The 1,849-nt window shown below is 63.6% G+C and carries 3 protein-coding genes; all 3 read left to right on the forward strand.

The features are described from left to right. The first annotated feature begins 10 nt into the window (after nucleotides 1-10). Nucleotides 11-466 (forward strand): dUTP diphosphatase, encoded by a 456-nt coding sequence (gene dut, locus A2I95_RS34815; RefSeq protein WP_027257676.1) that lies wholly within the window; start codon nucleotides 11-13, stop codon nucleotides 464-466. Then, the gene (locus A2I95_RS34820; RefSeq protein ID WP_291737135.1) at nucleotides 466-1,515 is read left to right on the forward strand and encodes a HesA/MoeB/ThiF family protein; all 1,050 of its coding nucleotides are present in this window, start codon (nucleotides 466-468) and stop codon (nucleotides 1,513-1,515) included. The genes dut and A2I95_RS34820 overlap by 1 nt, the downstream gene beginning before the upstream one ends. Nucleotides 1,516-1,527: 12 nt before the next feature. After that, a partial coding sequence (locus A2I95_RS34825) for a hypothetical protein (RefSeq protein WP_291737136.1) occupies nucleotides 1,528-1,849 on the forward strand: 322 nt, incomplete at its 3' end.

The following is a 1,849-nucleotide window of genomic DNA, read 5'->3' on the forward strand; positions in this document are numbered from 1 at the left end:
GGGGGCGGGGATGGTAACAATCCGTGTGATCCACGACGAAGGCGCGGACCGGGATGTGCCGCTGCCCGCATATGAGACGGCTGGCGCTGCGGGGGCGGACCTTCGTGCCAATCTGCCGGATCGGGGTAAGCTGACGCTTGAACCGGGGGCGCGGGCACTGGTGCCGACCGGGCTGCGCATCGAAATTCCTGCAGGCTACGAAGTGCAGATCCGTCCGCGCTCGGGTCTGGCTCTGAAGCACGGGATCACTCTGCCCAACACGCCCGGTACAATCGACTGTGACTACCGCGGGCCGCTGGGGGTAATTCTCTTGAATGCAGGGCAGGCGCCCTTTGAAATCCGTCATGGCGAACGCATCGCGCAGATGGTTGCAGCGCCTGTGCTGCAAGCCCGGTTTGAGATTGCGGAGACGCTCTCCGGCACCACCCGCGGCGACGGCGGCTTTGGTTCCACCGGGCGCGGCTGATGCTGCGCATTCTGATCCTGGCGGCGCTGATCTGGTGGGGCGGGCGGTTCTTTGGCCTGCCGCGCAATCTGCGTTTTGGTTTGCTGGCAGTACTGTTTGCGGCTGTGCTGGCAGTGCAGTTGACCCTGCCGGACGGGAACGCATTGCGGGAAGGCACCGGGGGTTCGGCAGCGCCTTGGCTTCTCTTGGGCGGTTTTGCCATTGTGGCTGGCTTCTATGCGCGTATCGTGGCTGGCCTGAAGACCCGCGCCCAGCCTCAGGAAACGAAGATGAGTCAGCCTGCCAGCACCTTCACCGAAAGCGAGCTTGACCGCTATGCCCGCCATATTGTCCTGCGGGAACTGGGCGGGGCGGGACAAAAGAAGCTGAAGCAGGCCAAGGTTCTGGTGATCGGTGCCGGCGGGCTGGGTGCGCCTGCGCTGCAGTATCTGGCTGCCGCCGGCGCGGGCACAATCGGGGTGATCGACGACGATACGGTCGACAATGCCAACCTGCAGCGTCAGGTGATCCACCGCGACGCAGACATCGGCAAGCCCAAGGTGTTTTCGGCCCAGGCCGCGATGCAGGCGCAGAACCCTTATGTCGACGTGCGCCCTTATAACCGGCGCCTAACCGGGGAGGCCGCGGAGGAGCTGTTTGCGGAGTATGATCTGATCCTTGACGGCACCGACAATTTCGAAACCCGTTATCTCGCCAACCGCACTGCCGTGGCGCTGGGCAAGCCGCTGATCTCTGGTGCGCTGTCGCAATGGGAAGGCCAGCTGAGCGTTTTTCACCCGGCCAAAGGCGGACCCTGCTACCAGTGCATTTTCCCCGAGGCACCGGCGCCCGGTCTTGCCCCCAGCTGCTCGGAGGCCGGGGTGATCGGCCCGCTGCCCGGTGTTGTCGGGTCAATGATGGCAGTCGAGGCGGTCAAGCAGATCACCGGTGCCGGTGCGGTTCTGCAAGGTGAGATGCTGATCTATGACGGGCTCTATGGCGAAACCCGTAAGATCCGCATGGCCAGGCGGCAAGATTGCCCGGTCTGCGGCAGCGCCGGAAACTCCTGACGAGACCTCCCTGTGAACGAAGCCTATTTCATTTCGCTGCTCTGCGGCGCCCTGTTCGGCGGCCAGCCGGAGACAGTGCATAAGTTCACCTATCCAGGCGGCGCGGCATCGATCCGCACAGATTGCGAAAACAGTAACCGGGTCATCGAGTTCGGCCTCGATAAGCGCAGCAGCCTGGACAGCATCCAGCAGGCGTTGTTTGCGGCAGAGATCACCGGTAAGGAGCCGGTGGTGGTATTGATCGATACCGATGGCAGAATGGGCCGTTTCGAGTGGCGCATCGCCCGGGCGGCCAATATCGCGGATGTTCCGATCCGCATCGTGCCAGCAGCGT

It is taken from the genome of Leisingera sp. F5, assembly GCF_001593695.1.